Source organism: Sporomusa sp., assembly GCF_035561255.1.
GTDB lineage: Bacteria > Bacillota > Negativicutes > Sporomusales > Sporomusaceae > Sporomusa.
In genome coordinates, this window is sequence record NZ_DATMXX010000405.1 from 11,902 (window position 1) to 37,275 (window position 25,374).

General features: G+C 47.1%; 42 protein-coding genes and 5 tRNA genes. 1 reads left to right on the top strand and 46 read right to left on the bottom strand.

The genetic code is table 11. The features are described 5' to 3' along the window. Nucleotides 1-9 precede the first annotated feature (9 nt). Together amrB and VN379_RS23120 are read right to left on the bottom strand one after the other, a co-directional pair. A complete protein-coding gene (gene amrB, locus VN379_RS23115; RefSeq protein ID WP_325538288.1) occupies nucleotides 10-843 on the bottom strand; it encodes an AmmeMemoRadiSam system protein B in 834 nt (277 codons plus the stop codon). A 91-nt stretch (nucleotides 844-934) separates the two neighbouring features. Then, entirely contained in the window at nucleotides 935-1,651 is a 717-nt protein-coding gene (locus tag VN379_RS23120; protein WP_325538290.1) for an N-acetylmuramoyl-L-alanine amidase family protein, read from the bottom strand. 109 nt (nucleotides 1,652-1,760) lie between these two features. Between VN379_RS23120 and VN379_RS23125 the strand changes: the two genes are divergently transcribed. Further along, the gene (locus tag VN379_RS23125) at nucleotides 1,761-2,546 is read left to right on the top strand and encodes a transglycosylase domain-containing protein (protein WP_414715032.1); all 786 of its coding nucleotides are present in this window, start codon (nucleotides 1,761-1,763) and stop codon (nucleotides 2,544-2,546) included. A gap of 296 nt (nucleotides 2,547-2,842) precedes the next feature. On the opposite strand, the gene rpsI is transcribed toward VN379_RS23125, so the two are convergent. From rpsI to VN379_RS23345, 44 genes are all read right to left on the bottom strand, one after another. Beyond that, entirely contained in the window at nucleotides 2,843-3,235 is a 393-nt protein-coding gene (rpsI, locus tag VN379_RS23130; protein ID WP_325538292.1) for a 30S ribosomal protein S9, read from the bottom strand. A 23-nt stretch (nucleotides 3,236-3,258) separates the two neighbouring features. Next, a complete protein-coding gene (gene rplM, locus VN379_RS23135; protein ID WP_325538294.1) occupies nucleotides 3,259-3,696 on the bottom strand; it encodes a 50S ribosomal protein L13 in 438 nt (145 codons plus the stop codon). Nucleotides 3,697-3,884: 188 nt separating this feature from the next. Further along, entirely contained in the window at nucleotides 3,885-4,625 is a 741-nt protein-coding gene (truA, locus tag VN379_RS23140; RefSeq protein ID WP_325538296.1) for a tRNA pseudouridine(38-40) synthase TruA, read from the bottom strand. Next, the gene (locus VN379_RS23145; RefSeq protein ID WP_325538298.1) at nucleotides 4,622-5,431 is read right to left on the bottom strand and encodes an energy-coupling factor transporter transmembrane component T; all 810 of its coding nucleotides are present in this window, start codon (nucleotides 5,429-5,431) and stop codon (nucleotides 4,622-4,624) included. Before VN379_RS23145 ends, truA begins: the two co-directional genes overlap by 4 nt. Further along, nucleotides 5,421-6,290, bottom strand: coding sequence for an energy-coupling factor transporter ATPase (locus VN379_RS23150; protein ID WP_325538300.1), 870 nt, complete (start codon nucleotides 6,288-6,290; stop codon nucleotides 5,421-5,423). The genes VN379_RS23145 and VN379_RS23150 overlap by 11 nt, the downstream gene beginning before the upstream one ends. Then, a complete protein-coding gene (locus VN379_RS23155; protein WP_325538302.1) occupies nucleotides 6,281-7,111 on the bottom strand; it encodes an energy-coupling factor transporter ATPase in 831 nt (276 codons plus the stop codon). Before VN379_RS23155 ends, VN379_RS23150 begins: the two co-directional genes overlap by 10 nt. A gap of 95 nt (nucleotides 7,112-7,206) precedes the next feature. Beyond that, nucleotides 7,207-7,545, bottom strand: a complete 339-nt coding sequence (gene rplQ, locus VN379_RS23160) for a 50S ribosomal protein L17 (protein WP_144348557.1) — start codon at nucleotides 7,543-7,545, stop codon at nucleotides 7,207-7,209. Between the two features lie 14 nt (nucleotides 7,546-7,559). Next, nucleotides 7,560-8,519, bottom strand: coding sequence for a DNA-directed RNA polymerase subunit alpha (locus VN379_RS23165; protein WP_325538304.1), 960 nt, complete (start codon nucleotides 8,517-8,519; stop codon nucleotides 7,560-7,562). A 65-nt stretch (nucleotides 8,520-8,584) separates the two neighbouring features. Beyond that, on the bottom strand, nucleotides 8,585-9,217 hold the full coding sequence (gene rpsD, locus VN379_RS23170; protein ID WP_325538306.1) for a 30S ribosomal protein S4: 633 nt from the start codon (nucleotides 9,215-9,217) through the stop codon (nucleotides 8,585-8,587). A gap of 24 nt (nucleotides 9,218-9,241) precedes the next feature. Then, entirely contained in the window at nucleotides 9,242-9,634 is a 393-nt protein-coding gene (rpsK, locus tag VN379_RS23175; protein WP_144348554.1) for a 30S ribosomal protein S11, read from the bottom strand. A 14-nt stretch (nucleotides 9,635-9,648) separates the two neighbouring features. Beyond that, nucleotides 9,649-10,020: a 30S ribosomal protein S13 gene (gene rpsM / locus VN379_RS23180; protein ID WP_325526171.1), complete on the bottom strand. Its 372-nt coding sequence runs from the start codon at nucleotides 10,018-10,020 to the stop codon at nucleotides 9,649-9,651. A 23-nt stretch (nucleotides 10,021-10,043) separates the two neighbouring features. Then, nucleotides 10,044-10,157, bottom strand: coding sequence for a 50S ribosomal protein L36 (gene rpmJ / locus VN379_RS23185; protein WP_094607412.1), 114 nt, complete (start codon nucleotides 10,155-10,157; stop codon nucleotides 10,044-10,046). Between the two features lie 90 nt (nucleotides 10,158-10,247). Then, nucleotides 10,248-10,466, bottom strand: coding sequence for a translation initiation factor IF-1 (gene infA / locus VN379_RS23190; protein WP_084577080.1), 219 nt, complete (start codon nucleotides 10,464-10,466; stop codon nucleotides 10,248-10,250). A 32-nt stretch (nucleotides 10,467-10,498) separates the two neighbouring features. Continuing rightward, a complete protein-coding gene (locus tag VN379_RS23195; RefSeq protein ID WP_325538309.1) occupies nucleotides 10,499-10,774 on the bottom strand; it encodes a KOW domain-containing RNA-binding protein in 276 nt (91 codons plus the stop codon). A 13-nt stretch (nucleotides 10,775-10,787) separates the two neighbouring features. Further along, a complete protein-coding gene (gene map, locus VN379_RS23200; RefSeq protein ID WP_325538311.1) occupies nucleotides 10,788-11,534 on the bottom strand; it encodes a type I methionyl aminopeptidase in 747 nt (248 codons plus the stop codon). After that, nucleotides 11,531-12,184, bottom strand: coding sequence for an adenylate kinase (locus VN379_RS23205; RefSeq protein ID WP_325538312.1), 654 nt, complete (start codon nucleotides 12,182-12,184; stop codon nucleotides 11,531-11,533). Before VN379_RS23205 ends, map begins: the two co-directional genes overlap by 4 nt. A gap of 12 nt (nucleotides 12,185-12,196) precedes the next feature. Next, nucleotides 12,197-13,453 carry a preprotein translocase subunit SecY gene (secY, locus tag VN379_RS23210; RefSeq protein ID WP_325538314.1) on the bottom strand — a complete coding sequence of 419 codons (1,257 nt, stop codon included), beginning with the start codon at nucleotides 13,451-13,453 and terminating at the stop codon, nucleotides 12,197-12,199. Beyond that, nucleotides 13,454-13,894: a 50S ribosomal protein L15 gene (rplO, locus tag VN379_RS23215; RefSeq protein WP_325538316.1), complete on the bottom strand. Its 441-nt coding sequence runs from the start codon at nucleotides 13,892-13,894 to the stop codon at nucleotides 13,454-13,456. Nucleotides 13,895-13,939: 45 nt separating this feature from the next. Beyond that, entirely contained in the window at nucleotides 13,940-14,125 is a 186-nt protein-coding gene (gene rpmD / locus VN379_RS23220) for a 50S ribosomal protein L30 (protein ID WP_325526165.1), read from the bottom strand. A 12-nt stretch (nucleotides 14,126-14,137) separates the two neighbouring features. Then, nucleotides 14,138-14,638: a 30S ribosomal protein S5 gene (gene rpsE / locus VN379_RS23225; RefSeq protein WP_325538318.1), complete on the bottom strand. Its 501-nt coding sequence runs from the start codon at nucleotides 14,636-14,638 to the stop codon at nucleotides 14,138-14,140. A gap of 17 nt (nucleotides 14,639-14,655) precedes the next feature. Continuing rightward, on the bottom strand, nucleotides 14,656-15,018 hold the full coding sequence (gene rplR, locus VN379_RS23230) for a 50S ribosomal protein L18 (RefSeq protein ID WP_325538320.1): 363 nt from the start codon (nucleotides 15,016-15,018) through the stop codon (nucleotides 14,656-14,658). A 38-nt stretch (nucleotides 15,019-15,056) separates the two neighbouring features. Next, nucleotides 15,057-15,608: a 50S ribosomal protein L6 gene (gene rplF, locus VN379_RS23235; protein ID WP_325538322.1), complete on the bottom strand. Its 552-nt coding sequence runs from the start codon at nucleotides 15,606-15,608 to the stop codon at nucleotides 15,057-15,059. A 23-nt stretch (nucleotides 15,609-15,631) separates the two neighbouring features. Next, on the bottom strand, nucleotides 15,632-16,030 hold the full coding sequence (rpsH, locus tag VN379_RS23240; RefSeq protein WP_325538324.1) for a 30S ribosomal protein S8: 399 nt from the start codon (nucleotides 16,028-16,030) through the stop codon (nucleotides 15,632-15,634). Between the two features lie 33 nt (nucleotides 16,031-16,063). Next, a complete protein-coding gene (locus tag VN379_RS23245; protein WP_084577069.1) occupies nucleotides 16,064-16,249 on the bottom strand; it encodes a type Z 30S ribosomal protein S14 in 186 nt (61 codons plus the stop codon). Between the two features lie 119 nt (nucleotides 16,250-16,368). Continuing rightward, on the bottom strand, nucleotides 16,369-16,914 hold the full coding sequence (gene rplE / locus VN379_RS23250; RefSeq protein ID WP_325538327.1) for a 50S ribosomal protein L5: 546 nt from the start codon (nucleotides 16,912-16,914) through the stop codon (nucleotides 16,369-16,371). Nucleotides 16,915-16,944: 30 nt separating this feature from the next. Then, nucleotides 16,945-17,283: a 50S ribosomal protein L24 gene (rplX, locus tag VN379_RS23255; protein ID WP_325538329.1), complete on the bottom strand. Its 339-nt coding sequence runs from the start codon at nucleotides 17,281-17,283 to the stop codon at nucleotides 16,945-16,947. Nucleotides 17,284-17,301: 18 nt separating this feature from the next. After that, nucleotides 17,302-17,670, bottom strand: a complete 369-nt coding sequence (gene rplN, locus VN379_RS23260) for a 50S ribosomal protein L14 (protein WP_325538331.1) — start codon at nucleotides 17,668-17,670, stop codon at nucleotides 17,302-17,304. A gap of 84 nt (nucleotides 17,671-17,754) precedes the next feature. Continuing rightward, entirely contained in the window at nucleotides 17,755-18,015 is a 261-nt protein-coding gene (rpsQ, locus tag VN379_RS23265) for a 30S ribosomal protein S17 (RefSeq protein ID WP_325538333.1), read from the bottom strand. 41 nt (nucleotides 18,016-18,056) lie between these two features. Then, nucleotides 18,057-18,254: a 50S ribosomal protein L29 gene (rpmC, locus tag VN379_RS23270; protein WP_144348538.1), complete on the bottom strand. Its 198-nt coding sequence runs from the start codon at nucleotides 18,252-18,254 to the stop codon at nucleotides 18,057-18,059. Then, a complete protein-coding gene (rplP, locus tag VN379_RS23275; RefSeq protein ID WP_325538335.1) occupies nucleotides 18,244-18,720 on the bottom strand; it encodes a 50S ribosomal protein L16 in 477 nt (158 codons plus the stop codon). Before rplP ends, rpmC begins: the two co-directional genes overlap by 11 nt. After that, on the bottom strand, nucleotides 18,720-19,397 hold the full coding sequence (gene rpsC / locus VN379_RS23280) for a 30S ribosomal protein S3 (protein ID WP_325538337.1): 678 nt from the start codon (nucleotides 19,395-19,397) through the stop codon (nucleotides 18,720-18,722). The genes rplP and rpsC overlap by 1 nt, the downstream gene beginning before the upstream one ends. Before the next feature lie 25 nt (nucleotides 19,398-19,422). After that, nucleotides 19,423-19,755 carry a 50S ribosomal protein L22 gene (gene rplV, locus VN379_RS23285; RefSeq protein WP_325538339.1) on the bottom strand — a complete coding sequence of 111 codons (333 nt, stop codon included), beginning with the start codon at nucleotides 19,753-19,755 and terminating at the stop codon, nucleotides 19,423-19,425. A 48-nt stretch (nucleotides 19,756-19,803) separates the two neighbouring features. Next, nucleotides 19,804-20,085: a 30S ribosomal protein S19 gene (gene rpsS / locus VN379_RS23290; RefSeq protein WP_325538341.1), complete on the bottom strand. Its 282-nt coding sequence runs from the start codon at nucleotides 20,083-20,085 to the stop codon at nucleotides 19,804-19,806. Nucleotides 20,086-20,127: 42 nt separating this feature from the next. Further along, on the bottom strand, nucleotides 20,128-20,952 hold the full coding sequence (gene rplB, locus VN379_RS23295; RefSeq protein WP_325538343.1) for a 50S ribosomal protein L2: 825 nt from the start codon (nucleotides 20,950-20,952) through the stop codon (nucleotides 20,128-20,130). A 29-nt stretch (nucleotides 20,953-20,981) separates the two neighbouring features. Then, nucleotides 20,982-21,269 (bottom strand): 50S ribosomal protein L23, encoded by a 288-nt coding sequence (gene rplW, locus VN379_RS23300; protein ID WP_325538345.1) that lies wholly within the window; start codon nucleotides 21,267-21,269, stop codon nucleotides 20,982-20,984. Next, complete coding sequence (gene rplD, locus VN379_RS23305; RefSeq protein WP_325538347.1) at nucleotides 21,269-21,895, bottom strand: 50S ribosomal protein L4; 627 nt, start codon at nucleotides 21,893-21,895, stop codon at nucleotides 21,269-21,271. Before rplD ends, rplW begins: the two co-directional genes overlap by 1 nt. A 67-nt stretch (nucleotides 21,896-21,962) precedes the next feature. Continuing rightward, nucleotides 21,963-22,604 carry a 50S ribosomal protein L3 gene (gene rplC, locus VN379_RS23310; protein WP_325538348.1) on the bottom strand — a complete coding sequence of 214 codons (642 nt, stop codon included), beginning with the start codon at nucleotides 22,602-22,604 and terminating at the stop codon, nucleotides 21,963-21,965. Between the two features lie 14 nt (nucleotides 22,605-22,618). Beyond that, nucleotides 22,619-22,930, bottom strand: a complete 312-nt coding sequence (gene rpsJ / locus VN379_RS23315) for a 30S ribosomal protein S10 (RefSeq protein ID WP_021168692.1) — start codon at nucleotides 22,928-22,930, stop codon at nucleotides 22,619-22,621. 155 nt (nucleotides 22,931-23,085) lie between these two features. Further along, a complete protein-coding gene (gene tuf, locus VN379_RS23320; RefSeq protein WP_325532282.1) occupies nucleotides 23,086-24,288 on the bottom strand; it encodes an elongation factor Tu in 1,203 nt (400 codons plus the stop codon). A 172-nt stretch (nucleotides 24,289-24,460) separates the two neighbouring features. Continuing rightward, a tRNA-Met gene (locus VN379_RS23325) sits at nucleotides 24,461-24,537 on the bottom strand. A gap of 9 nt (nucleotides 24,538-24,546) precedes the next feature. Next, a tRNA-Thr gene (locus VN379_RS23330) sits at nucleotides 24,547-24,622 on the bottom strand. Between the two features lie 250 nt (nucleotides 24,623-24,872). Then, a tRNA-Met gene (locus VN379_RS23335) sits at nucleotides 24,873-24,948 on the bottom strand. A 24-nt stretch (nucleotides 24,949-24,972) separates the two neighbouring features. Beyond that, nucleotides 24,973-25,057 (bottom strand) — tRNA-Tyr (locus tag VN379_RS23340). Nucleotides 25,058-25,241: 184 nt separating this feature from the next. Next, nucleotides 25,242-25,317: transfer RNA gene (locus tag VN379_RS23345), tRNA-Thr, on the bottom strand. Nucleotides 25,318-25,374: the final 57 nt, after the last annotated feature.

Consider the following 25,374-nt stretch of genomic DNA (forward strand, 5'->3'; position numbering starts at 1 on the left):
TAGACCCTCCTATTTTTTACCTTTAATTTTATAAAGGGCTACAGCATACCCAACTCCAAACGGGCCTTCATATGATAGCTTAACTGTTTCCACATCAAGACCGCCCATGGCTCCCATAAGGAAGAAGATGGGCCTGAGGCCACATTCTCCGGCTTCTTCAATCAAGTTTCTATCCATTTTGAGTAAGGCTTTGACATCCGCGTTTTTGAGGGCAGCCACTACCTGACTGTCAAACTCAGCGCCACGCGGGTTATAGCCCGCCGGGGCATTTGGTGTCAGACGATGGGATAGGTCACCAGAGGCAATGACAGCAACGCGCTTGTCCATACTGCCAATAGCCGCCTGAACAGCTTTGCCGAAGGTATACATCTCCTCATAGGGCAGCATGCCCATTGACAAATTGACAATCTGTCCTTTAAACCCGGCCTTTGCAAGATAGTATAGCGGTACAAATGCGCCATGGTCAAGTGTTAAGGAGGTTCGATGATTTTTCGCCACATCGTCAGTCAATTCCAATAAATTAACGCCTAGTCGCTGGCAGTTACGGATGATATGCTTTATTAATAAATTGTCGGTCTCAAAACCGAGGGTTACATCAGCCGCGCCAAAATTGGCCAGATTGCCGCGCAGGCGGGGATGGATACTAACAGTAACCGAGTCATCAAATACTGGCCCATGCGGGCTAATGATCACTATCGTCTGTGGATTGCTTTCTTTTAATAGCTCAGCGACCTGGTTAGCTGTTTCAACAGTAGTTTTAATTACATTTAGTTCGTCTTTTCCCACTTCCGGGATCATAAGCGGCGGATGCGGCATGAGCGCACAGCCAATCAAGTTATCCATATAATCGCTCCCTTGAGTTAGTGGTGCGTTTTAGTAAGAACGACTAAAGCTTCTGCCTTCGCCCTCAGGCTCGGGAGAAGCAAGTCTTTTCTTATCTTCCCACATTCTGGCTGAAATGATACGCCAATGCCCTGGCGATATACTCGGCCAACTTTTGCTGATAAGCATCGCTGTTAAGGCGCACTGCCTCATCCGGATTACTGATAAAGCCGGCTTCAACGAGTATACCTGGCACACTTACAGATTTCAATACTATAATATCAGAATCCTGCTTGATTTGACGTTTGTTGCCTGGAGGAAAATTTTTTAATGCATGCTGCATTATCTCCGCTAACTTTTTATTCTCCTCATCCTTAGGATGATAAAAAACCTGAGCACCTGACCAGTTAGCCCCTTTGATGGCATTGCAATGAATACTGACAAACACATTTGCTCCCGAACTGTTAATAATTTCGGCACGTTTTAACAGGTCATTGCGTTTGCCGCCTTTACCCTTCGTGTAATAGTCAATATCCCCTTCCCGGGTGAGTACAGTCGTTGCACCGTTCGCTGCCAGAATTTCGGCCAATTTCACAGTAATAGCCAGATTTATATTCTTTTCATCAATACCATTCCATTTCGCACCGTCGTCAATCCCGCCATGACCGGCATCAATGGCAATCGTCTTGCCGGCAAGTACTGACATATTGGCATTTTCAATATCATCTAAAACCAGATAACGCAGTGTCAGGAGGTTTAACACCACTACCGCAATGCTGAAAACCACCGCACTCACTAATCGCCGCCGTGGCACCACCAATATCCGCATGTTATCCCCTGCCCCTCTTTCACGACCTTTGCTACTTACACTGTATTCTCTATTGCCCAATTAAATGCTAAAATATAGGTAAGCGTTACGCTGCAGGAGGTGGTTGAACATTAAACGTGTGCGAATAGGTCGATTATTAGCCTTATTACTTATTATTTTTACGATCGCCTTTTGGTGGGCTGGCGGCGACTTAATGCTGCGTTCAGCAATGCCCAAAACCCCGGCACTGCCAACAGGGGCCGCTGCTACAGTAGCTAATGTTACCGGTGTATGGGAACGAGTCCACCGGATCATCTTTCTTAAAAAGGCTGTTGATGCTTCATTAGACAGGAAAAGCTATGTTAGCCTGAATGATACTCCCCTGGCCTTACAGCAGGCCATTATTGCGGTCGAAGATAACAGGTTCTATCAGCATATGGGGTTTGACATTGAGGGAATCCTGCGGGCAACATTGGTCAATGTGCAAACAGGTTCTTATTCCGAGGGCGGCAGCACAATTACTCAGCAGCTTATTAAAAACTTATTTTTAACACAGGAACGTACACTGAGCCGTAAGCTGGAAGAGGTTGTCCTGGCAATAGATATTGAGCTTCGCTATTCCAAAGAAGAAATACTTGAGATGTATCTCAATAGCATTTATTTCGGTTCCGGGGCTTATGGGATCGGTGAGGCATCAACTATTTATTTTGGTAAGCCGCCCTTTCATCTAAACCTTGCTGAATGTGCCCTGTTGGCAGGTTTGCCTAATGCCCCTTCCCTAAACTCTCCTTATGTTGATTTTGCGGCTGCTAAACAGCGTCAGGCCGTTGTACTGGCGGCTATGGCCCGCAACAGTTATATTGGTCCGTCACAGGCGCAGGAGGCTAAGCTAACCCCTATATTATTAGCTAAATAGGCTAAGGATCTAGCCCAGGCCAGATCCTTTATGTAATAAGAAAAACCGATGGCGCAAGTCTTTACGCTCAAACAGTACGGATTCTTAACGGATTACCGCCCGGCTTTTCTCCTCCGGAACGCTTTTTCCGGCAAAGGCTGGGGGGCTCTACCGGGGTTGCGGGCCCGTCTCCTTGCCAAGCCGGGCATTAACCTTGGCTCCCCCTTGTTTTATAAGACTTTTCAGCCTCTCAAAACTTATAATCCTGATACATAAAAAAACCGCCAGAGAACCTGGCGGTTTTGTGTAAAACAATATTAACGCTTCGAGAACTGAGAAGCTTTACGGGCTTTCTTGAGGCCGTATTTACGACGCTCTTTTTCGCGAGGGTCACGGGTTAAGAGACCAGCTTTCTTAAGAGCAGGACGGTATTCACCGTCAACTTTTAAGAGTGCGCGGGAAATACCGTGACGGACTGCGCCAGCCTGACCGGATACGCCGCCGCCCTCAACTTTAGCTAAAACATCATATTTGCCGACAGTGTCGGTAAGATTAAGCGGTTGAGTTACAATCAGCTCAAGGGTTTTCAATCCGAAATACTCATTAAGCTGACGATTGTTTACGATGATCTTGCCTTCTCCCGGAACCAGACGAACTCTGGCAACCGAGGTTTTTCTGCGACCTGTGCCGTAGTAAGTAACCAATGCCATGTATATGTTCCTCCTTTCCGGTATTACTTAATATTAAATTCCAGCACTTCCGGCTGTTGCGCGGAATGCGGATGGTTAGCACCAGCGTAAACATTCAGTTTACGGTACATCTGACGACCAAGGGTGTTCTTAGGAAGCATGCCTTTAACGGCCATCTCAATAACACGCTGAGGCTTGTCTGCCAGCATCTTGCCGGCAGGGGTAAAGGTAGTGCCGCCCGGATAACCGGAATGACGGAAGTATGTCTTTTGTTCAAGCTTTTTACCAGTCAATACAATTTTATCAGCGTTAACCACAATTACATGGTCGCCGGTATCAACATGGGGGGTAAAGATCGGTTTATTTTTGCCGCGAAGAACTTTCGCGACTTCAACGGCCAATCTACCAAGGGTTTGACCCTCAGCATCCACGACATACCATTTGCGTTTGATGTCGGCCGGGTTTGCCATAAAAGTTTTCATTGTCTATCCTCCTCGTACAAGCTAAAGGAATAAAAATTATGAGAGACAAGTTATGATTATTTAACCTTGAATTCCGGGGCTAATGGAAGCCATGGCAAAAAACTCATAAAACTATTGTAATAAATTAGCTAAAGGATGTCAAGCGTTATGCCTTGTCATCGCAAAAATATTTTGGACATTGTTACAAATCAGTACTTAACTTCTATCAAAAACAGCCCTTGTGCTGGTGCAGTCATACCGGCAGCACGGCGGTCACGTCCGGCCAGTATAGCGGCAAAGCCCTCAGGTGTCACGCGGTGCTGACCGACCTTAACCAGTGTCCCCACCAGATTTCGCACCATATGGTACAAAAAACCTGTTCCCCAAAATTCAAACTCAATAATGGAGTTGCCCATCTCCTGGCAAGAGGCCGACATAATTGTACGCACAGGGCTTACCGGCGCACCGCCTGTTGCACGAAAAGCTGAAAAATCATGAGTACCAACAACAACTTGCGCAGCCTGATGCATCAATGCGGTATCAAGTTTAGCAATACAATGCCATGTATAATTACGTTCAAATGGGTTAGGTGGACGAGTGTTTAAGATCCGGTAGCGATAAATCTTACTCTGAGCTGAACGCCGGGCATGAAATGCCACAGGCTCTTCGCTGGCACCAACAATAACAATATCGGCTGGCAGCAGCCCTTTGGTCGCCATGGCAATACGTTCTACCGGTATTGTCCCTGTGGTAAAAAAATTAACAACCTGGCCATAAGCATGTACCCCGGCATCAGTACGGGCAGCGCCGTTAAGTTTAATTGGATGTTCAAAGAGTTTGCTCAGTCGCTCTTCTACCAGCTGTTGAATAGTCAGCGCGGCATTAGCCTGGCGCTGGTAACCATGATAAGCAGTCCCGTCATAGGCCAGTATCAGTTTAATATTTCTCATATAGTTAGGTTGTATACCCGCACAAGAACTAACACCACGATCAATACAACAAGGGTAGCAGCTGCCATAATATCCAGAGCACCCAGCTTCAATTCTTTCATCCTTGTGCGGTTTTCCCCACCCCGGTAGCATCTTGCCTCCATGGCTACGGCCAGCTCGTCAGCCCGGCGAAAAGCACTGATAAACAGCGGTACTAGGAGTGGTACCATGTTTTTCGCTCTGCGTAAAATATTGCCTGAGGTAAAGTCTGCCCCCCGGGCCATCTGTGCTTTCATAATCCGGTCGGCTTCTTCCAACAGGGTTGGGATAAATCTAAGTGCAATCGTCATCATCATCGCCAGTTCATGCGCCGGAACCCCCAGCCTGCGAAAAGGATTAAGTAAACGCTCAATTCCATCTGTCAGGGCGATGGGTGAGGTAGTAAAGGTCAATAAGGAGGATACGGCAATAAGCAGCGCCAGCCGCAGCGACATGAGGATGCCCATGCGAATGCCCTCTTTAGTTACTGACAGCGGTCCCAGGTTATAGAGAACGACTCCTGGCGTACTAAAGATATGAATAGCAAGGGTCAGCAGGATAATTATCCATAACGGCTTTATTGACCTGATTACCATCTTGGCCGGAATCCCCGATATCCCAACAACCATTGCGGCAAAAGCGGCCAATATGCCATAGGCCAGATAATCCTCAGCCAGGAAAATAGTGCAGATATAGACAATAACACTTAATATCTTGGTACGGGGGTCAAGGAGATGTATAGCAGAGCGTCCAGGAAAGTATTGCCCTAAGGTAATATCAGTTAGCATGCTTACGCCCCCTAACGGCTGTAATAATTTCCTCAGCCGCGGCCTCTGCCGTCATGGCGGTATTGGTAATCGGTAAACCTTTAGCCTGGAGTGCATCAACCAGCGCAGTCAGCGGCGGTACATCAACGCCAGCCTCTCGAAGCTCCTGACGACCACTGCCAAAAATATCACGCGGCGTACCGTCAAGGCTAATTTGGCCGCCGTTCATGACCAAAACCCTGCTGGCAAACCGGGCAACATCCTCCATATTATGTGATACTAAAATGACGGTGATCCCAGTTGTCTGATGCAGCTTGACGATCTGACCAAAGATTTCATCACGGCCCCGGGGATCAAGGCCGGCCGCAGGTTCATCAAGCGCCAGATAATCGGGTTCAAGGGCAATCACACCGGCGATGGCAACCCGCCGCATCTGCCCACCGCTGAGGTTAAAAGGGGAGCGATCCTTAAACATTTGGTAGTCCAGCCCGACAAAGTCCATGGCCCGTCGCACACGGTTCTCCAGCTCTGTTTCGGGTACGCCTAAGTTTTTCGGCCCAAAAGCAATATCCTCATAGATGCTTTCTTCAAATAATTGATGTTCAGGGTATTGGAAAACCATCCCTACCCGTCGTCGTGCGTCCCGGGCAGCATCATTTTTTGCCTTTAAGTTTGCGCCATCTACGGTAACCTGACCGGAGGTAGGTGAAATAAGGCCGTTCATGTGTTGAACAAGCGTAGATTTCCCTGAGCCGGTATGACCAATAATCCCAATAAATTCGCCTTTATTTATTGTTAGGTTTATATTTTGGATGGCTGTCCGCTGATAGGGCGTATCCGGCATATAGGTATAGGTAACATTGTCAAATACTATGGACATAAGGCCACCACCAGTTGTTCATCGCTTATTATATCTTTTTCTAGCTCCAGTCCCTCACTGCGCAGGCAGGCAGCGACTTCAGCGGCAGCCGGGACATCAAGCCCCATGGCTTTTAGCTTGTCCACCTGACTGAAGATTTCAGCAGGCGTTCCCTGCATGACAATACGACCTTGTTCCATAACCACTACCCGGTGGGCAGATACTGCTTCTTCCATAAAATGCGTAATATAGACAACAGTAATCCCTTCTTTGTTTAACAGGGAAACGGTATCAAGTACCTCTTTCCGGCCACGTGGGTCAAGCATAGCGGTCGGCTCATCAAGGACCAGACATTTGGGACGCATCGCCAAAACACCAGCAATGGCAACCCGTTGTTTTTGCCCGCCAGACAGTAGATGCGGGCCATGGTGCCGGTAATCAGACATATTGACAAGTGCCAGCACTTCGGTTACCCGCCGCGAAATTTCACCTGGTTCAATTCCGAGGTTTTCTGGTCCAAAAGCTACATCCTCTTCAACAATAGCGGCCACGATCTGGTTATCTGGGTTTTGAAACACCATACCAACCTGCTGACGGATGTCCCAAACCTTAGCAGGGTCAGCAGTATCCAGACCACCTACCAGACACTTGCCACCAGTTGGCAGAATGAGTGCATTGAGGTGTTTAGCCAGTGTTGATTTACCTGAACCGTTGGTACCAATAATGGCGACAAATTCCCCCTGACTGACAGCCAGGTTAATATCAGTAAGCGCAACAACCTCCTGGCCCTCATAGCCCTGGTAGGTATGACGCAAGTTTTCAAGCTTAATAAGTTCTCCCATAGTGAGGTTTGTACACCCCTTTACCAATAAGATATAATCAGCTGCTATTGTAAGAATAAAGGCGACCCGCCGGGTCGCCCTTGTCTTTAAACCTGTTACACTAATTCGATAATCGCCATAGGAGCAGCATCGCCCCGGCGCGGTCCCAGTTTTAGCACCCGGGTGTAACCACCTTGACGCTCGGCATATTTCGGAGCAATTACATCAAACAGCTTTGTTACAACTTCTTCGTCGTAGAGGCTTGATAACACTTGGCGGCGGGCATGCAGGTCGCCCCGCTTGGCCAAAGTAATCATTTTATCGGCAAGGCCGCTGATTTCTTTCGCCTTAGCTTCAGTGGTTTCAATACGCTCATATGCAAAGAAGGAAGTCAACATACTGCGAAACAGCGCTTTGCGAGCACTTGTATCCCGTCCTAACTTTCTGTAGGCCACAACTCTTCCCTCCCTTATTCTTCGTGTTCCGCAAGTGCCAGACCCATCTCAATGATCTTTTTCTTTACTTCTTCCAGAGACTTGCGGCCTAAATTGCGAACTTTCATCATATCTTCTTCGCTCTTTTGGACAAGCTCAGAGACTGTGTTGATACCAGCCCGCTTTAAACAATTGTAAGAACGCACGGAAAGGTCCAGGTCTTCAATGGTCATTTCCATTGTCCTGTTCTTGCCCTCTGCAGGTTCTTCAGAAACTAAACCCTGACCCTCATCCTCTTCAGGAGGTTCTCCGGCAATATTTTGAAACAATTTCAGGTGAGACACCATTATGCCAGCAGCCTTACTGACCGCTTCTTCAGGACGCATACTGCCATCTGTCCATACTTCCAGTGTCAGCTTATCATAGTTGGTTACGTTACCGACACGTGTGTCGGTTACGTTATAATTGACACGTACAATGGGTGAGAAGATGGAGTCAATAGGAATAATCCCGATTACATGGTCGGGTTTTTTGTTTTTATCAGCCGGTACATAACCTTTACCTTTTTCCACCATGATTTCCATGCGGAGCTTACCGCCAGCGCCAACTGTCGCCAGATGGAGGTCCTCGTTCAAGATATCAATATCGGCGTCGGCTCTGATATCGCCTGCAGTGACTTCGCCTTCTTCAAATGCTTCGACCAGTAAAACTTTGGGCTCGTCACTATGCATTTTCAGACACAGTTCTTTTAGGTTTAGAATAATGTCGGTGACGTCCTCCCGAACCCCGGGAATAGTAGCAAATTCATGAAGAACACCATCAATTTTCACTGAAGTAACAGCCGCACCAGGCAATGACGATAAAAGCACCCTTCTCAAACTGTTGCCCAGCGTAATGCCAAAGCCCCGGTCAAGTGGTTCCCATACGAATTTACCGTAACGGTTGTCTTCACTTACTTCTACTATTTCGATTTTCGGTTTTTCGATTTCAATCATCCGGAAAAAACCCTCCTCATTTGCGCAAACTCTTAGGTTACGCCTTCGCCACGGTTGAGGGCAGATTATCTCGAGTACAACTCTACAATTAGATGTTCCTGGATAGGAATATCAATTTCCTCCCGGGTGGGGTAGCGCGTAACTTTACCGCTCATATCGGCAGCCGTAAGTTCGATCCAAGCTGGAGCTTGCTTATGACCAAGAGATTCAGCGATTTTCTTCATAATTGGTGATTCTTTGCTGCCTTCCCGTACTGCAATAACCTGGTCAGCTTTAACCAGGAAGGAAGGGATATCTACGCGGCGGCCATTAACATTAATTAAGCCGTGACGGACTATTTGTCTAGCTTGGTTGCGGCTTTCGGCCAGCCCCATGCGGTAAACAACATTGTCAAGTCTTCTTTCCAGCATAACCAATAGGTTTACGCCGGTAATGCCTTTTTGGCGTTCAGCTTTTTCAAAGTAGTTCCGGAATTGACGCTCAAGTACGCCGTAGATACGACGGGTTTTTTGTTTTTCCCGGAGCTGAATGCCGTATTCAGAAACTTTTTTACGGGTTTGACCGGCGCCATGCTGACCGGGAGCAAAACCGCGCTCTGTAAAGGAGCATTTATCGCTATAGCATCTATCGCCTTTAAGGTACAGTTTTGAACCTTCACGGCGGCATAATCTGCAAACAGGACCTGTATATTTAGCCATTCTTACCAAACACCTCCCAATTCCCTAAACTCTTCTTCTTTTCGGCGGACGGCATCCATTATGCGGAATGGGTGTTACGTCTTTAATCATATTAACTTCAAGGCCAGCAGCCTGGAGTGAACGGATAGCAGCCTCGCGGCCGGCGCCAGGGCCTTTAACAAATACTTCGATTTGTTTAAGACCATGTTCCATAGCAGCTTTAGCAGCAGTTTCAGCAGCCATTTGGGCAGCAAACGGGGTGCTTTTACGCGAGCCTCTGAAGCCGAGGCCACCGGCGCTAGCCCAGGAAATAGCATTTCCTCTGGTATCAGTGATGGTTACGATGGTGTTGTTGAAAGTGGAACGGATATGAGCAACACCATGTTCTATATTTTTACGCTCTTTACGTTTAGGTCTGGCAACTTTTTTAGCAACCAATGGTTATCCCTCCTTTACTTCTTCTTCTTCGCGCCAACAGTCTTTTTCGGGCCTTTGCGGGTACGGGCATTGGTCTTGGTACGCTGACCGCGTACTGGCAGACCCATGCGGTGCCGTTTGCCCCGGTAAGAGCCGATCTCAATGAGCCGCTTAATGTTTAAAGCTTCTTCACGACGAAGGTCACCTTCGACGCGATAGTTTTTATCGATGCTTTCACGGAGTTTGGCAACTTCTTCCTCAGTTAAATCCCGGGTACGGGTATCAGGATTGATCCCGGTCTTAGCAAGGATTTCTTTGGATATTGTAAGACCAATACCAAAAATATATGTTAAAGCAATTTCAATGCGTTTGTCACGCGGTAAGTCTACACCGGCAATACGTGCCATGGTTTAATCCACCCCCTCTTTTTTTAGCCTTGTTTTTGTTTATGCTTGGGATTCTCACAAATCACCATTACTCTGCCATGTCGTTTAATGACTTTGCATTTTTCACATATAGGCTTAACCGATGGCCTTACTTTCATAATTAAACCTCCTTATCGTGCGTCCGTCGTCCGCCAGTCCGCGTTCGCTCATCGACTTGACTAACGAACTTACGAACCCACAAACACAAGCTATTTAAACCTATAGGTAATACGGCCGCGTTTTAAATCATACGGTGTAAGTTCAATCGTAACTTTATCACCTGGCAAAATCCGGATAAAATTCATACGTATTTTACCTGATACATGAGCCAGAACTATATGACCGTTTTCCAGTTTTACCTGGAACATGGCATTAGGCAGTGCCTCAATGACCGTACCTTCTACTTCAATTACATCTTGTTTGGACATGAGCTATTCCCTCCTCGCCCGCTTTTAACAGCTTATCTGGGCACCCCGCTATAGGCGAGGGCCTGACGGATATCTTCATCCGTGATTTTTAAACCGCCGGCTAAAGCTTCCACCACATCGTTAGCAATAGAATGCCTCTTTACGTGCTTAACGTTTTTTTTCTTAGGACTCACGACCTTACGTCCGCGTCCGTCAGCTACCAGAAGAGTTTGCGGCTTATACCACCCGAGTACCACATAGGCGTGACCAGCATCACGTCCTGCTGATGATATCACAATGTGCCCTGGGTTTATAGTTCCATCTGGCACAAGCCGTCTCCTCCTATAGTTTTGTTAATATTTCCGGACCATCGGCCGTGATGGCAATTGTGTGTTCAAAATGAGCCGAACGCTTGCCGTCAGCAGTCACTACTGTCCAGTTGTCGCTCAAGGTCTTAACCTCATGAGTCCCTGCGTTAATCATAGGCTCTATTGCTAATGTCATACCAGATTTTAATCGCGGGCCGCGTCCGGGTAGCCCATAGTTAGGTATTTGCGGATCTTCGTGCATGTTTCTACCAATTCCATGCCCGACAAAATCACGCACTACACCATAACCGTGCTCCTCAGCATAGGCTTGAATACTATGCGAAACATCGCCTAAGCGACTTCCAGCGATAGCTTTCTCAATCCCTTTATATAGCGACTGTTCCGTAACTTCGATAAGTTTTCCGACCTCGGCATCAACCTCACCTACCGGCACGGTAATCGCAGCATCGCCGCAATAGCCATTGATGATGGCGCCAATGTCAATACTTACATTATCTCCATTTTTTAACCTTTTTAATCCAGGAATGCCATGTACTACCTCATCATTAACCGAGGCACAGATGTTGCCGGGAAAGCCGTGATAGCCTTTAAAGGCCGGCACCGCGCCTTTACTTTTGATATACTGCTCAGCAATCCTGTCAAGCTCCAGTGTAGTGACATCAGGTTTTACCGCTTTTTTGACTTCAGCAAGTGTCTCTGCCACTATCCGGCCGGCATCACGCAGGTAGTTTAATTCCCTTTGTGATTTCAGTATTATCATACTTGCCCGCCTCTCAGGCTATTGACAATGTCTTGCAGGACATCATCGATAGGCTGCAAACCATTAATTTCGGTGTACAGGCCTTTGTCCTGATAGTACTCAATCAGAGGCTGGGTTTGGGTTTGATATACCGACAGGCGGTTAATTACCGTTTCTTCTCTGTCATCATCACGCTGATAGAGTTCACCACTGCACTTATCACACACACCACTTGTTTGAGGAGCGTTGAAAGCTACATGATAGGTAGCACCACAGCTTTTGCAAATCCGTCGTCCAGTCATACGGCCGACCAGTTCGGACCCTGGTGCAGTAATATTGATAACCCGATCAAGTTTGATGACAAGTTCGGTTAGGGTGCGGTCAAGGGCCTCAGCCTGGGCGATGGTACGGGGAAAGCCGTCAAGGATAAATCCAGTCTTGCAGTCGTCCTTAGCCAAACGCTCTTTTACAATGCCGATTGTTACACTGTCAGGTACCAATTGTCCGGCATCCATGCAGGCTTTCGCCTGTTTCCCAAGCTCTGTGCCTTCTTTGACTGCCGCCCGGAACATATCACCTGTTGATATATGGGGAATTTTAAAGTTTTCTACTAGTTTGGCCGCCTGAGTTCCTTTACCGGCCCCAGGTGGACCCATTAACAGAATAAACATGACCACTACCTCCTACTTCATGAAGCCTTGGTAGTGACGCATGAGTACCAGCGCCTCTATTTGCTTCATGGTATCCAGAGCCACACCTACTACGATTAAGAGGGCAGTGCCACCAAAGTATACGCCCTGGAGGTTAGTTGCTGCACCAACAAAATTCGGCAGTATTGCGATTATGGCCAGGAAGATTGATCCGGCTAGGGTAATTCTAGTCATAACCCGGTCTAAATAATCGGCGGTAGGCTTACCTGGCCTGATGCCAGGGATAAACCCGCCGTGTTTTTTCATGTTCTCTGCCATATCTGATATGTTCATGGTAACCGCAGTATAGAAATACGTAAAGAACACGATTAAGAGCGCATACAATATAGTTTGTAGCGGTGTTCCCCACGCAAACCACCCTGCCACTGTTTTTACCCAGGGGACATCAATAAACTGGGCAATAGTTACCGGGAACATCAGCACAGATGACGCAAAGATTATCGGAATAACGCCCGCTTGGTTAACCTTAAGCGGTATATGGGTGGAATGACCGCCATACATTTTCCGGCCAACTACCCGTTTTGCATACTGCACAGGGATCCGACGCTGACCTTGCTGTATTGCTATTACAAACACAATCATAGCCACTGCGATGATCAGGAACAGGAATACATTGAAAATGTTAATTGTCCCGGCACTTACATACTCAAAGATAGTGTAGAGGCCATCCGGGAGCCTGGATACGATACCGGCAAAGATGATCAACGAGATACCGTTACCAATACCTTTTTCGGTAATTTGCTCACCCAGCCACATGAGGAAGGTTGTTCCCGCAGTCAGGGCAAGAGCAATAATAAAAATGGAAGCAAAACCAGGGTTAATAATTGCTGCTTTTAGGCCGAATGCCATGCCGATTGCCTGGATAAAACCAAGTACGACAGTGCCATACCGGGTAATTTGGGTAATTTTCTTGCGGCCCTCATCGCCTTCTTTGGCCCATTGTTCGAATTTCGGCACAACTACAGTAAGTAGCTGCATGATAATCGAAGCATTGATGTAGGGTGTTATACTCATCGCAAATATCGAGAATTTGCTTAAAGCACCGCCGGAAAACAGATCCAGCAACCCAAACAGATTACCGCTGGTAAACAGCTGCTCGATAACGGCGGCGTTTACTCCCGGTACTGGGATATGTGTGCCCAACCTGAATATCAAGAACATAACCAAGGTAAATACGATCTTCTGCCTCAGTTCAGTAATTCTTAAAATGTTCGAGAGCTGTGACAGCAATTAAATCACCTCGACTGTACCGCCGGCTGCCTGAATTTTTTCAGCGGCCGACTTAGTAAAGCCATTGGCTTTAACGGTTAAAGCCTTGGTAAGCTCGCCATTGCCTAAGATTCTTAGGCCATCAAGCACTTTTTTAACTACACCGGCGTCTACCAAAGCTTCAAGATCTACAACCGCACCGTTGTCAAAGCGGTTGAGTACAGCTACATTAATTTCGCTATAATGTTTAGCGAATTTATTGGTAAAACCGCGCTTAGGCAGTCTTAAGTACAAGGGCTTCTGGCCGCCTTCAAAACCTGGACGCACACCGCCGCCTGCACGGGAGTTTTGACCTTTATGGCCTTTACCGGCAGTTTTACCAAGACCGGAACCAAGACCGCGGCCGACACGGGTGCGAACCTTTTTTGAACCAGGCGCTGGAGCTAATTCATGTAATTTCATTAACAGCACCTCCTTGAACTAGTATATTGGTTATTGCCATTGTTTTTATTCTGCAACTGTTTCTACGGTAACAAGGTGTTCTACTTTGCGAACCATTCCTTTTATTACCGCACTATCTTCTTTGACTACAGAGCTGTTGGTTTTTTTGAGGCCCAATGCTGCTACTGTTGCACGTTGGTCTTCAGGTCTGCCAATCAGGCTACGAGTTAAAGTAATTTTAAGCTTCGCCATTGTGTTACCTCCTTAACCCAACAGTTCTTGAACGGTTTTGCCACGCAGGCTGGCAACTTCTTCAGCGCGTTTAAGCTGGCTAAGACCGGCGATTGTAGCTCGAACCATATTGTTGGCGTTAGATGAACCAAGCGATTTAGTCAGGATGTCATGAATGCCGGCAAGTTCAAGTACAGCACGGGCTGGGCCGCCGGCAATTACGCCTGTACCTTCGGAAGCAGGCTTTAACAACACTCTGCCAGCGCCAAATTCACCCATGATTTGATGAGGAATAGTGGTGCCAACAATAGGAACTTTAATCAGGCTTTTCTTCGCATCTTCCACGCCTTTACGGATAGCTTCCGGTACTTCAGCAGCTTTGCCTAAGCCGAAACCTACATGGCCGTTGCCATCGCCGACAACTACCAGAGCGCTGAAAGAAAAGCGCCTGCCGCCTTTAACTACCTTGGCAACCCGGTTAATGAATACTACTTTTTCTTTAAGGTCAAGACCGGTGTAATCAATTCTGGCCATTAATTTCCCTCCTTTTCTTAGAATTCAAGTCCAGCTTCGCGTGCAGCCGCCGCCAGGGCAGCAACGCGGCCATGATAAATATAGCCGGCACGATCAAATACCACTTTAGTGATTCCTTTTTCGAGGGCCCGCTTGGCGATTGCCTCGCCTACAGCTTTAGCTGCTTCAGTGTTGCCACCGTACTCAACTTGTAATTCTTTATCCAGGGTGCTAGCCGCTACCAGGGTAGTGCCAGTTTTATCGTTGATAATCTGAGCATAAATATGCTTCAAACTACGAAACACGTTGAGACGTGGACGTTCGAGGCTACCAATTATGTTCTTCCGGGCTCTTAATTGGCGCTTTTGACGCCCGATGTTTTTGCTTGGTTTACGCAGCAAGGTGTTCACTCCTTTCGCTTGAATTGCCTATGACAAGTTTATTTCTTGCCTTTACCGCCGGCTTTACCGACTTTACGGCGAACAACTTCACCTTCGTACTTAACGCCTTTACCTTTGTACGGTTCTGGTTCGCGATAGCCGCGGATTTTTGCAGCAAGTGCTCCAACAGCTTCTTTATCAATACCAGAAACAACAATACGGTTAGGTGCCGGAACATCAATTGTAAGACCTGCAGGCGGCTCGACTTCCAGCGGATGCGAGAAGCCTAAAGTGAGCGCCAGTTTTTGGCCGGATTTAGCGGCACGGTAACCTACGCCGGCAATCTCCAGAGTTTTAGCAAACCCTTGGGTTACGCCTGTTACCATATTGCTAACAAGGGTACGGGTCAACCCGTGGAGAGAACGGTGATCTTTATTATCTGTAGGCCGTTTGACGTTAATGATATCGCCTTCCATTTCGATAATCATATCTTTATGGAGTTGGCGGGTCAGTTCGCCCTTAGGGCCTTTAACTGTTACTACATTGCTATCACCGATGGTTACGGTAACGCCAGCAGGAACAGTGATGGGACTCCTACCAATTCTAGACATATTGCACCTCCTGTATCACTAGACTACCAAACGTATGCGAGCACTTCGCCGCCAAGACCGTCTTTACGTGCGGCCTTGTCGCTCATGATGCCTTTAGATGTCGAGATAATCGCAATTCCGAGACCACCCAATACGCGTGGCAGCTGCTCTTTCTTAGCGTAAACGCGAAGACCAGGTTTAGAAATGCGTTTAATTCCAGTTATTACTTTTTCTCGGTTCGGGCCGTATTTAAGGCTAACCCGCAGCATTCCCTGTTTGCCATCTTGAAGCGTATCATAGTCTCTGATAAAACCTTCGTCTTTCAGGATTTGAGCTACGGCTTTCTTGATGTTGGATGCTGGAATCTCGACTTTATCGTGAAAAACCGAATTGGCGTTGCGAATGCGAGTTAGCATGTCGGCAATCGGATCGGTCATTACCATGGTTTAGAACCCCCTTCCTATATGTTGCTGCTACTACCAGCTTGCCTTAGTTACTCCAGGAATGGCGCCTTTATAGCTCAGTTCCCGGAAACAAATCCGGCACATTTCAAATTTGCGCATATATCCGTGCGGACGACCACATATCTTGCAGCGATTGTACTTTTGCACTTTAAACTTAGGCTCGTTTTTCCATTTCTCAATTAAAGCCTTCTTGGCCACCGAATTCCCTCCTTTTTGTAAACTGTTGACTGTAAACCGGTTACCCTAAAGACGCTGCCGCGCCGCGTACACAGACAAATATCTGAGAGTACGACGCAGATGGACGTCAATGGCCGGTTTTAGTATGCCGTAAAAGGCATCCCCATCAGTTTTAACAGTTCCCTAGCTTCTTCATCAGTCTTAGCAGTGGTAACAATGATGATATCCATGCCACGAATCTTATCTACTTTATCGTAGTCGATTTCAGGGAAAATCAGTTGTTCTTTAACACCCATGGTGTAGTTGCCGCGTCCGTCAAAGGATTTAGGGTTTACACCGCGGAAGTCACGCACACGAGGCAGTGAGATGTTGAAGAGTTTGTCAAGGAATTGATACATCCGTTCGCCACGCATTGTGACTTTAGCGCCGATCGGCATACCCTCACGAATTTTGAAAGCTGCGATGGATTTCTTGGCTCTGGTGATAACCGGCTTTTGACCGGCGATCAGAGTCATATCGCCTACAGCTGCGTCGAGAATCTTGGGGTTGCCTACTGCTTCACCGACCCCCATATTGATAACTACTTTCTCGACTTTAGGAATTTCCATGACGTTTTTGTAACCAAACTTTTCCATCATCGCTTGAGTTACTTCATTTATATATTTTTCTTTAAGTCTTGTAGCCATAAGTTAACCTCCTTTCAGGGAAGATGGTTTTTACTTGTCTTTATCGATAACTTCGCCGCAATGCTTGCAGGCACGGGCAAATGTGCCGCCAGCTTGCTGGGCTTTTTTAATGCGGGTAGGTTTGCTGCAAGCCGGACATACCAGCATAACTTTAGCTGATGAAAGCGGCGCTTCTTTCACCAAAATGCCGCCTTGGGGCGACTTTTGGCTAGGTTTTGTATGGCGTTTTACTTTGTTTACGCCTTCTACCACTACTTTGCCTTTTTTAGGCAATGCTTCCACAATCTTGCCTTGTTTGCCTTTATCTTTACCTGACAGTACAACAACTTTATCGCCTTTTTTAACATGCAATTTTTGGGCTTCGGACACTCCGGACACCTCCTTAATCTAGATAACTTCAGGCGCCAGTGAGATAATTTTCATGAAATCTTTGTCCCTGAGTTCGCGGGCTACAGGTCCAAATATCCGTGTACCTCTCGGGCTTTTATCTTCTTTAATAACAACTGCAGCATTTTCATCAAACCGGATGTACGAACCGTCCGGGCGACGTAATCCCTTTCTGGAACGTACAACAACGGCTTTAATTACATCGCCTTTCTTGACAACGCCACCGGGTGTAGCGTCTTTAACAGCCGCCACGATAACATCGCCAATGTTGGCATAGCGGCGATATGAGCCACCCAGTACGCGGATGCACATAATTTGCTTTGCGCCGGTATTATCAGCAACATTCAGTATACTCTGTTGTTGAATCATAGTGCTTATCCTCCTTCCTCATGTGACTCGATGCGCAGTTAAGAGCAGTCGAGCTTTAGAAGCTAACTTCGCTGTGAGTTATTACTATCTTGCTTTTTCGAGAATTTCCACCACGCGCCAGCGCTTTTCTTTAGACAGTGGGCGGGTTTCCATGATTTTAACGGTATCACCAATATGGCTTTCGTTATTCTCATCATGAGCTTTAAACTTAACCGTTTGCTTAATGGATTTATGATACAACGGGTGACGTACTAAACGCTCAACCGCGATGACTACTGTTTTGTCCATTTTATCGCTTACTACCTTACCAATACGGACCTTACGTTCGTTTCTTTCAACGGTCACTCTGCATTGCCTCCCTTCATACTCACTAACATAGTGCCCAATTACTGAGCCTTAAGTTCACGTTGACGCTGAACAGTTTTGATGCGGGCAATTGTTTTCTTGACGGCAGGAATCCGCATAGGGTTATCCAATTGGCCGGTAGCATGTTGGAACCGCAGGTTAAACAGTTCCTCTTTCAGCTTCGTAAAATTTTGCTCAAGTTCGGCTGCACTCATATCGCGGATATCTTTAGCCTTCATTTACTTCACCACCCGCTTTAGCATTGACACCAGGTGCGTCCATGTCCAAATGCGCGGTTTCCTCCCGCGTAACGAACTTTGTCTTGATGGGCAGTTTGTGAGCAGCAAGACGCATAGCTTCACGCGCTGTTTCTTCAGGCACGCCGTCCATTTCGAACATGACACGACCAGGTTTAACAACAGCAACCCAGTATTCCGGTGAACCTTTACCACTACCCATGCGAGTTTCAGCAGGCTTAGCAGTAATCGGCTTGTCCGGGAATATTTTTATCCAAACTTTACCACCCCGTTTAATGTAACGGGTCATGGCGATACGGGCTGCTTCAATCTGCCGGTTGGTAATCCAAGCCGGCTCAAGAGCAACCAGACCGAACTCACCGTGAGAAACAGTATTGCCTTTAGTGGCTTTACCTTTCATGCGTCCGCGGAATTGTTTGCGGTGTTTCACTCTTTTAGGAATCAGCATTATTTCTCGCCCCCTTCAATGGCGGCAGCAGCAACAACAGTCTTTTTAACTTCAGGCAGGACTTCACCTTTATAAATCCAGACTTTTACGCCGATCCGGCCATAAGTGGTATGCGCTTCAGCAGTGCCGTAATCAATATCAGCACGTAGAGTATGAAGAGGAATACTTCCTTCACGGTAGCTTTCAGTACGAGCAATTTCAGCGCCGCCTAAACGACCGCCAACCATTACTTTAATACCTTTTGCGCCCATACGCATTGTACGGGTTACTGATTGCTTCATTGCCCGGCGGAAAGCAATACGCTTTTCAAGCTGAGCTGCGATGTTTTCGGCAACCAGGGTTGAATCAAGTTCGGCTTGCTTAATCTCGGCGATATTTACTTCAATGTTCTTGCCGGTAAGAGCCTTCAACCATTTCTTAATGTTTTCGATCCCGCTGCCGCCACGCCCAATTACCATACCTGGCTTAGCAGTGTGAATAGTAACTTTCACCCGGTTGGCCGCACGCTCAATAATGATTTGCGACACGTTTGAAGTGTAAAGTTTTTCTTTCAGCATATCACGCATTTTAATATCTTCATGCAGGTTTTTAGCATAATCTTTGTCGGCATACCATTTTGCATCCCAGGTTTTTACAATGCCAAGACGAAGACCATGCGGATTAACTTTTTGACCCACTAAATTTCCCTCCTTCGTCGTTAGCTTATCTTTCTTTAACAACCAGTGTTACGTGGCTGGTACGCTTCAAAATTTTGAACGCCTGGCCGCGTGACCGCGGGTGAATGCGCTTCAAGGTTGGACCCTGATCAACAAACGCCTGTGCTACATAGAGAGCATCAACATTCAGGTCGTAGTTGTGTTCAGCATTAGCAATAGCTGATTTAAGCACTTTTTCCAGAACTTCCGCTCCGACTTTCGGAGTGTATTTCAAAATCGCAAAAGCCTCGCCCACGTTTTTGCCGCGAATTAAGTCAATAACTATGCGGATTTTACGGGGAGCAATGCGAATATGTCTGGCAATTGCTTTAGCTTCCATTATTTAACCCCCTTCCGGCTATAATCCCGGATTTTTGCAAAGCGTATGTTATCTTACCCCAGTAGACCGTTCAGAGCCGCTGTGGCCTTTATAAGTCCGGGTCGGCGCAAATTCGCCAAGTTTATGGCCAACCATGTCTTCGGTAACATATACCGGTACATGTTTGCGACCGTCATGGACAGCCAGTGTGTGTCCTACAAAGGTAGGTAGAATTGTCGAGCTGCGCGACCATGTTTTGATAACTTTTTTTTCATTTTTAGCGTTAAGCGCATCAATTTTCTTGGTCACGCTTTCGTGCACATAAGGTCCTTTTTTAATTGATCTTGACACCTAAATAGCCTCCTTTCATGTGTTCGCGTTATTGCAGTGAGACTACTTCCGTCTCTTAACAATCAGCTTATCAGAAGCTTTGCTTTTACGGGTTTTAGCACCCATTGCGCATTTGCCCCACGGAGTAACCGGATGCTTACGGCCGATCGGCGAACGGCCTTCACCACCGCCATGTGGATGGTCAATCGGGTTCATAGCAACACCGCGGTTAGCAGGACGAATACCGAGCCAACGCGAACGGCCAGCTTTACCAATGGTGATGTTTTCATGTTCAAGATTTCCGACCTGACCAATAGTAGCCCGGCAGTTAATATGAACCTTTCTCAACTCGCCTGATGGCAATCTGAGGAGTGCGTGGCTGCCTTCTTTAGCCATAAGCTGAGCTGAAGCGCCAGCTGAACGGACCATTTGGCCGCCTTTACCGATTTTCATTTCAATGTTGTGCAGTTGAGTACCTACCGGAATATTCTTAAGTGCCAAGGCATTACCTGGTTTGATATCGGCTTCAGGGCCGCTCATAATGGTATCGCCTACTTTAAGTCCGTTAGGAGCTAGAATATAGCGTTTTTCACCGTCAGCATAGTTTAACAGAGCAATCCGGGCTGAACGGTTAGGATCGTATTCAATGGAGGCGATTTTTGCAGGAATACCGTCTTTATTGCGTTTAAAGTCAATTACACGGTACAGACGCTTATGTCCGCCACCTTGATGCCGCACAGTCAAACGACCTTGTTGATTACGACCGGCGTGTTTTTGGAGACGCTCGGTCAGAGAACGCTCGGGACGATCTGTGGTAATATCCGAAAAATCGGCTACCGTCATGAATCTTCTGCCAGGAGCGTATGGTTTAAAACTTTTAACTGGCATGTGTGCCCCTCCTTTTTAGGAAATTGTGGTTATACGCCTTCAAAGAATTCAATGCGCTCGCCAGGAGCCAGTTTTACAACGGCTTTTTTAAAGTCCGGGCGTTTGCCGATATGCTTGCCCATGCGCTTAGTCTTGCCCATTACCCGAAGGGTATTGACGTCAAGAACTTTGACTTTGAAGATTTGTTCAACAGCTTGACGAATCTCAACTTTATTGGCTGTTAAAGGCACAATAAAAGTATATTTGTTGTCAGCCATCATACTGGTGGTTTTTTCTGTAATGTACGGTTTAATCAGTACATCGCGCAGGTTTGCCATTATGCCAGCACCTCCTCAATCTTGGCGATTGCATCTTTGGTAACCAACACTTTGTCATGGTGAAGCAAGTCGAATACATTAAGTCCCATGGTGTTAATGGCTTTAACGCCAGGAATGTTACGGGACGATTTTACGACATTGTCATTTTGATCAACAGTGATAATAAGTGCCTTATTATCGCTAGCCTCAAAATTACCTAAGAATTTAACAACATCTTTTGTTTTTGGAACAGCAAAGTTGATGTCTTCAACAACCAGTAAACCACCATCATTTACTTTAGCTGTCAACGCTGATTTAATCGCCAGACGACGAACTTTGCGAGGCATACTAAATTTATAGCTGCGCGGATGCGGTCCAAATGCAACACCGCCACCTACCCATAATGGAGATCTGATGCTGCCAGCCCGTGCCCGGCCGGTACCTTTTTGTTTCCAGGGTTTTCTGCCGCCACCACGGACCATTGCTCTGGTCTTAGTTGCGTGAGTGCCGTGACGCTGGCTTGCCAGTTGCATAACAACGGCCTGATGAACAACGGCTTCATTTATTTCTACGCCAAATACGCTATCATTAAGTTCAATTTCACCGGTCTTTGCGCCGGTCATATCATATACTGCCACTTTCGGCATATAGCACATCCTCCTTTCGATGCTCGCAACCTGCTCTTTACGTTAAACGTAGAGCCGCAAGCTGCGATTACTTAGTGGGTTTTACTGTATTTTTTACGATTACAAAACTACCTTTAGGTCCGGGAACAGCACCTTTAACCAACAAGAGGTTACGAGGTACATCTACGCGGACTACTTGCAGCCGTTGAACGGTTACTTTCTGCCCGCCCATACGTCCAGGAAGTTTCTTGCCTTTGAATACTTTACCGCCGCCGCCGCTCATCCGGGAACCAATGGTACCGGGTTCACGATGGGACTTAGAGCCATGGGCCATAGGTCCGCGGGCAAAATTATGTCTTTTAATGCCGCCGGCAAATCCTTTGCCTTTAGCAGTACCAGTTACATCAATCAGTTCGCCTTCGCTGAATACATCAGCGCTCAGAACTTGACCTACTGTATATTCAGAGGCTCCAGGCAGACGCAGTTCGCGGATAAACTTTACCGGTTTGACGTTGGCTTTTGCAAAGTGACCTTTTAACGGTTTGTTAACTTTTTTCTCTTTGACAGCGCCAAAACCAAGCTGCACTGCATTGTAGCCATCATTTTCAACAGTTTTGTTTTGTACTACGACGTTGGGGCCGGCTTCAATAACAGTAACCGGAATAACTTTACCCTCAGCCGTAAAGATTTGGGTCATACCCAGTTTTTTTCCTAAAATTCCTTTAGCCATTATCGCACCTCCTCCTACAGCTTGATTTCAATGTCCACACCAGCCGGCAAGTCGAGACGCATTAAGGCATCAACCGTCTTGGGGGTCGGCTCCAGGATGTCAATAAGACGCTTGTGGGTCCGCATTTCGAATTGCTCGCGGGAGTCTTTATTGACATGGGGTGAACGAAGAATAGTAAAGATATTTTTCTCGGTAGGAAGCGGAATAGGACCAGAAACCATAGCGCCGGTACGTTTTGCGGTTTCAACTATCTTGGCCGCACTTTGGTCAAGCGCCTTATGGTCATACGCCTTTAGGCGGATTCTGATTTTTTGTTGTTTAGCCATTTATTTATTCCTCCTTATCGCCCAGTTTCTCTGAACGGACATTCTCGGTGGAAATTTCCCCGCGCGTGCGGGCCACCTTCCACGTCATCGCCGGTCAATATCCGGGCAAAAGGCGGCATCAGCCGCCCTTGCCAGATATTCATTTAAAGCTATTATTATTTAACAATCGCGGTAACAACACCGGCGCCAACAGTACGGCCGCCTTCGCGAATCGCGAAACGCAGGCCTTCTTCGATAGCAATCGGGGTGATAAGCGCAATGTTCATTTGAATGTTGTCGCCAGGCATTACCATTTCTACGCCGTCTGGCAGGGTAACAACTCCGGTTACGTCAGTTGTCCGGAAGTAGAACTGCGGGCGATAGCCGTTAAAGAACGGGGTATGGCGGCCGCCTTCTTCTTTGGACAATACGTATACTTCGGATTTGAATTCGGTATGTGGCTTAATGGAACCGGGCTTAGCAAGTACTTGGCCGCGCTCGATTTCCTTACGGTCAACACCACGGAGCAAAGCGCCGATGTTGTCGCCGGCTACTGCTGAATCAAGCAGCTTGCGGAACATTTCTACGCCGGTTACTACTGTGGATTTAGGCTTTTCAGTCATACCAACGATTTCGATGGTCTCACTTACTTTTACTACTCCGCGTTCTACACGTCCGGTGGCTACAGTACCACGGCCAGTGATAGTGAACACGTCTTCTACCGGCATCAGGAAAGGCTTATCAGTAGCGCGTTCCGGTGTCGGGATGTATTGATCAACTTTGTCCATGAGGTCATGGATCTTACCGCACCATTCGCACTCGCGTTTAGCGCAGCCGCAGTTAAGAACCTTAACAGCAGAACCACTTACTACAGGGATGTCGTCGCCAGGGAATTCGTAGCTGGAGAGAAGTTCGCGAACTTCCATTTCTACCAGTTCCATCAGTTCAGCGTCATCAACCAGATCAGCTTTGTTCAGGAATACAACCATGGCAGGCACGCCTACTTGGCGGGACAGCAGGATGTGTTCACGGGTTTGCGGCATCGGGCCGTCAGCAGCTGATACAACCAGGATGGCACCGTCCATTTGCGCTGCACCGGTAATCATGTTTTTAACATAGTCAGCATGGCCTGGGCAGTCAACGTGGGCATAGTGGCGGGCAGGGGTTTCGTATTCAACGTGGGCAGTGTTGATGGTGATACCGCGTTCTCTTTCTTCAGGCGCTTTATCAATTTGATCATAGGCCATGAACTCGGCTCCGCCGTGTTTGGACAGGGTCATGGTGATTGCGGCAGTCAGCGAGGTTTTACCATGATCGACGTGACCAATAGTACCAATATTTACGTGGGGTTTGTTTCTTTCAAACTTTTTCTTAGCCATTTGAGTGTTACCTCCCTTAATATCTTTATCATATTATGTATTAACACAAATAATCAGCAGTATACATCATTTTACAAAGCTAGATTATTCTATCTAATCAGCAAAATTCCTGCTATAACTAGTAATAAAAATAAAAAACCTTGCAGTTATTGCAAGGTTTTTTATTTTAGCGTGGTGGCGGCGCAGGGATTTGAACCCCGGACACTTCGGGTATGAACCGAATGCTCTAGCCAGCTGAGCTACGCCGCCTTATTGAAATGGAGCTAGTGACCGGGATTGAACCGGTGACCTTATCCTTACCAAGGATACGCTCTACCGACTGAGCTACACCAGCAAGTAGCGCAAAACGACTTATGAACGCCCATCTGCGTTGTTGTCACTGCGGGCGCTTGCTTACGCACCCCAGTGCGCCGCGCTTCACGTCCTCGTTTCCGCCTAGCATCTGGACATTCCTAAGCCGTTTTGCGGCTGAGTGGTAGATATTCGGCTTGTCGCAGATAACATGGGTTTTGGTTCTTTATAAAGCTGTGCTTTATAAATTCAGGAAAATTCAGAACTGAATTTAACAAAGCACGTTAATTACTTGGTTGCGGGGACAGGACTTGAACCTGTGACCTTCGGGTTATGAGCCCGACGAGCTACCAACTGCTCCACCCCGCGATATTCAGTCGACAAAGGTAGTTTTGGTGGAGGGAGGTGGATTCGAACCACCGAAGTCGTAGACGGCAGATTTACAGTCTGCTCCCTTTAGCCACTCGGGAATCCCTCCGGTAATAACTCACTATTAGGATGTTCTTCGCTACCGCTCAGAACTAAGCGACTCACACATATTCTCACTTCGCTTTACAGCTCGCAACAATATGGTTCGCTGCTTATCGCTACTGCTCAGAACTAAGCGATTCGCGCCAATCAGTCTTCGCCTCTCGGCTCGCCTTCTTGAGCTCTCAGCTTAATGGAGCTGGCGAGAGGAATTGAACCCCCAACCTGCTGATTACAAGTCAGCTGCTCTACCAATTGAGCTACGCCAGCATCTTTTCCTAGGTTACCTTGTCTAGTGACAAAACATATTATATAATAACCAAGATG